Source organism: Skermanella sp. (genome assembly GCF_059503625.1).
In genome coordinates, this window is record NZ_JCACHA010000047.1 from 1 (window position 1) to 4,268 (window position 4,268).

The 4,268-nt window shown below is 63.9% G+C and carries 5 protein-coding genes; 1 reads left to right on the top strand and 4 read right to left on the bottom strand.

Annotated elements, in window-relative coordinates; translation table 11 throughout:
* A partial coding sequence (locus tag AC5JJ6_RS01105) for a hypothetical protein (RefSeq protein ID WP_496040268.1) occupies positions 1 to 209 on the bottom strand: 209 nt, incomplete at its 3' end.
* Between the two features lie 59 nt (positions 210 to 268).
* On the opposite strand from AC5JJ6_RS01105, the gene AC5JJ6_RS01110 reads away from it, so the two are divergent.
* Entirely contained in the window at positions 269 to 1,477 is a 1,209-nt protein-coding gene (locus AC5JJ6_RS01110; RefSeq protein WP_496040269.1) for a glycosyltransferase family 4 protein, read from the top strand.
* Here AC5JJ6_RS01110 and AC5JJ6_RS01115 read toward each other — a convergent pair.
* From AC5JJ6_RS01115 to AC5JJ6_RS01125, 3 genes are all read right to left on the bottom strand, one after another.
* Positions 1,471 to 2,097, bottom strand: coding sequence for a nucleotide-binding protein (locus AC5JJ6_RS01115; protein ID WP_496040270.1), 627 nt, complete (start codon positions 2,095 to 2,097; stop codon positions 1,471 to 1,473). The two genes, AC5JJ6_RS01110 and AC5JJ6_RS01115, sit on opposite strands and share 7 nt — an antisense overlap.
* Positions 2,098 to 2,113: 16 nt before the next feature.
* Positions 2,114 to 3,685, bottom strand: a complete 1,572-nt coding sequence (locus AC5JJ6_RS01120; RefSeq protein WP_496040271.1) for a CYTH and CHAD domain-containing protein — start codon at positions 3,683 to 3,685, stop codon at positions 2,114 to 2,116.
* A 158-nt stretch (positions 3,686 to 3,843) separates the two neighbouring features.
* A partial coding sequence (locus AC5JJ6_RS01125) for a class I SAM-dependent methyltransferase (protein WP_496040272.1) occupies positions 3,844 to 4,268 on the bottom strand: 425 nt, incomplete at its 5' end.

The following is a 4,268-nucleotide window of genomic DNA, read 5'->3' on the forward strand; positions in this document are numbered from 1 at the left end:
GACTCGTCGCGGGACAGGTCGAACTTCCTGGTCGCGATCCCTTGTTCCAGTTTCCCTATCACCGCGTCGTACCGGTCCGTGTTCCGCCGCTCCGCGATCCTGGTGATCCGGAAGCCATCGGAGTCCGTCTCGTGACCAATTCGAGCCGCCGCATCGAGCGTCCGGATAACCTGTTCGAGCTTCTTGCGGCTGGTGCGCGGGTGGAACATCGTGCCTCCTGACGACCTGCCAGTTGGCAGGCGCCGACCCTAGCCAAAGAAGAGACGCCGTGACAATCGCAGATCGGGCCACACCCCCACAGTTCCATGAAAGTATTCCCGAGGGAGTAATCCCTGATCTGCTGCATTTATTTCATGTCTTCTCTTCCTTCGAGGTCGGCGGCCAGCAGATGCGCTTCGTCAAGATCGCGAACCGGCTGGGGCGGGCTTACCGTCACACCATCGTCGCGGTGGACGGCAATACCGACTGCCTGGATCGGCTCGATCCTGAACTGGACGTCCGGGTCATCGCCGTCCCCGTAGCCAAGGGCCGCCTTCTCAGTCTCGGCAACCTGATCCGCTTCCGCCGTGTCCTGGCGTCGCAGAAGCCCGACCTTCTCCTCAGCTATGCCTGGGGCGCCGTGGAGTGGGGGCTGGTCAACCGGATCGTACCGGTCTGCCCGCATCTTCATTTCGAGGACGGCTTCGGTCCGGAAGAAGCGGTCGGCCGCCAATTCCGCCGCCGGATCTGGTTCCGCCGCGCGGCGCTCGCCGCACCGACCGAGCTGATCGTGCCTTCCCGCGTGCTCGAATCGATAGCGCTGGAGTCGTGGCGGTTTCCGGAAAAGCGCATCCGCTTCATCCCGAACGGCATCGACTGTGCCCGCTTCGCCGCCAAGCCCGATCCGGCGGCCCTGAGGCGGCAGCCCGGCGAGTTGCTGATCGGATCGGTCGGGACGCTCCGGCGGGAGAAGAACTTCGGACGGTTGGTCCGGACTTTCGCAAGCTTGCCGGCCGAGCCGGCTTGCCGTCTTGTCCTGATCGGCGACGGTCCCGACCGCCCGGCGCTGGAAGCGTTGGCGCGCGACCTCGGCGTTTCGGATCGCGTGACCTTCGCAGGTCAGATGCTGAACCCGGAACTGGCGATCGGTCTGCTCGACGTCTTCGCCCTGTCGTCCGATACCGAGCAGATGCCCTTGAGCCTGCTGGAGGCCATGGCCGCGGCGTTGCCCGTCGTCGCAACCGATGTGGGGGATGTGCGCGGCATGCTGACCGACGACAACCGCCGGTTCGTCGTTCCACGCGATGACGAATCGGCTTTCACCTCAGCGATCAAGACGTTGTTGAACGATGCCACGCTGCGCCGCCGGCTGGGCCATGGCAACCGCGCGCGCGCCGTGCGGGAATATGACGAGGCCGCCATGGTCGCGACCTACGACACCCTGTTCCGTTCTACGGTCCGGGGAGATGTCCAGGGATCACGGAAGCGGGATCACTGAACCTGATCGATGTAGTGCAGCAAGGGGTCCCAGTCCGACCGGTAGTCGCCGACCCGTTTGCCGTTGAGGTCGAACAGGCTGAGGCCCGTCGCCGCCACGTCGGCATAAAGCTGCGTATCACGCAATCTGGTCACGACCGTATGGCCGACACCGTCCAGGAAGTCGTCCAGGCGGTCCGCCGACTTGGTACGGGCGCGCAGACGGTTGCCTACGACGGCGATCTGCTTCTTGTTCTTCGCGATGGGCTTCAACTCTTCCAGCTTGTCCAGGAAGCGCCGGGTCGCCAGTTCGTCGAAGGTGCTGGGCAGGACCGGCAGCACGATCACGTCGGCCAGCTTCACCAGTTCCTCGATCTGCTTCGTCTTCAGGGCCGCCGGTGCGTCGATCACCAGCCGCGCCGCTCCCTTGGGCACGCTGTCGAGATCCCTGGTCCAATCGACCCCGACAAGATGCGCCGCTCCGGCGGGGCGGCGCTCAAGCCAGCCGAGGCTCGATTTCTGGCGGTCCACGTCGGCCAGCACCGTGGTCATTCCGGCTGTCGCGAAGGCGGCGGCCAAGTGGGTGGCTATGGTGGTCTTGCCGCAGCCACCCTTGATATTCGCGACGAGGATTGTGAGCATGATGCCGAAGTCTATCCTAGCGATTGGAGGGCTTCGACCAGAAAGGCGTCGCTTTCGCAAATTTGTGCCAATCACGAACCAAACAAGGTTCGAGCTGTGTGACCCCGCGTGCGTGCCAGCCGATCACCATGCCGCCGCCGATGCGCCAGAGTCCCTCACCTTCGTCCGACTCGCCGGCAAGCCTGCCCATCAGCATCTCGGCGGTCGCAACGTCGTTCAGGTGCCCGAGATCGTCCTGGAGCGCCGAAAGCCGCTTCAGATACCGGCCGACTTCCTTGTTGCCATACAGCGACCGGAAGAACTCGGCGGCATAGCGGAGCTTCTTCAGGGCGATCCGCAATTGATGGCGTTCCGCGGGCGCCAGATCGGCGAATCCGGCGCCGAGCTTGCGTGCCTTGCGGTGCCGTTTGGCCAGCAGGCCGTCGGCGAGTTCCCTGACCGGAGCGAACAGCCGCGCGCCCTCTTCCGACAGCGGTTGCTGCCGCCAGGATCGCGACTCCAGCCAGCCGCCCAGGCGCAGAAGCAGGACGGTATAACGGGGTGACAGGATCGCGGCATGAGCCTGTTCGTAGGCCCGCGACCTGCTTGCCAGGGCCGTGCGGTGAAGCGCCCCGGTCGGCTTGTCACCGCCGAGGGCTTCTTCCACCGGCGCCAGCAGATCCGCCAGGAAGACGTCCCAGTTGCGGGCGTGACCCAGTTCTCCAGCCAGCCACTTCACTTCGCCCGACAGGAAGTCGTACTGGTCGACGGGCATCAGGTCGCGGAACAAGCCAAGGGCGGAGCGCAGGCGGCGCAGGGCCACGCGCATCTGATGGATGCCTTCGGCATCCTCACCCTTCAAGGCGGCAGCCTCGTTCAGGACCACATGCGACAGGCAGTTGCGCATGATGGAGGCGAGCGCCTGCTCGGCGGTATGCTCCGGCGTCAGCTCGAGCTTCTGAGCCTTGACGGCGGACTGCGCTTCGCCTGCGACCAGCGCATAGCCGCGCTCGGCCTTCGTCCGGGTTTCCACCCGCACGGGAGCCACCTCCGTCAGCTTGAGCGCCAGATCGAACAACGCCTGCGGTGCGCCGCTCTTCAGCTCGAGCTCGACCTCCGCTATCGGCAGCACGGTCCCGTCCGATGCCCGAAGTTCACCCTGGTCGACCGCGACCTCGATGGCGGTGTCGCCGGGCTGGCCATCGGCGCCGTTCAGCAGACGGATGCTCCGCTTGATGTGGCTGGCGAAGACCGGCTTTAGATCGTCGGCACTGACGACGCCGAGATGCTCCCGCGCTTCCGCGTCGTCGATCGCGCTCAGGTCGGGAAGGGCTCCTGCAACCTGGCACTCCCACTCTCCCCGGCTGAAGACGCCGCCGGCATGTTCGTTGGCGATCTTGAGAGTTTGAACGAAGCTCTTGCCCTTCTTGCGGACCCGCAGGGTAACGCCTCGCTGGCGCAGGGCAAAATCTTCGGTATCGTAGTAGATGCTCTCGAGATTTTGCGTGGTGGCTCGCTGCGTCGAATCGGCGAACGCTGATGCATTGCGAAAGCGAGCCAGATGCTCCGGATCAACCCGCAGCTTCAGCTCGATCTCTTGATTGGCCATGTTTTTCGTCTCTCGTCCCAACCCTGCATATGGGGCGGTATAAATTGTATTCGGTGAAACTTATACGACGTCATCAGAAATTAGACAATATGTCATATAATCGTCATCAAACTGTAACTTTCAGTGACGAAATCTTCGGTATCGGCCCGTGAATTATTTTACCGGCATTTGCGCAAAACGACCACCTTGGACATGAATGCAGGGGTGGTTTCTATGATCTCCAGTCCGGCCCCGCCGAAAAGCTCCGCTAGGTCCTGCCGCACATAATCGGCGTAATAGGGTTCATGGAACCCGATGGGAAACAGTTCGAGCAACCCGTCGAATTCCGGTCTGTCGCCTTTCTGGACCGTTTCCACGAAGACGACGATGCCGTCCGGCTTCAGCACCCGGGCCATCTCCGCCGCTGCCGCGGCCCGCACCTTGCGGGGCAGCTCGTGGAACAGGAAGATGCACGTGACCGCGTCGAAGCTCGCGTCGGGTGCCGGGATGCTCTCGGCCGCCGCCTGCACCACATGGGCGCGCGACCAGGGCGACAGCAGCCTCCGGGCCTGGGCCAGATAGTTGGGGCTGAGATCGAGCGCCG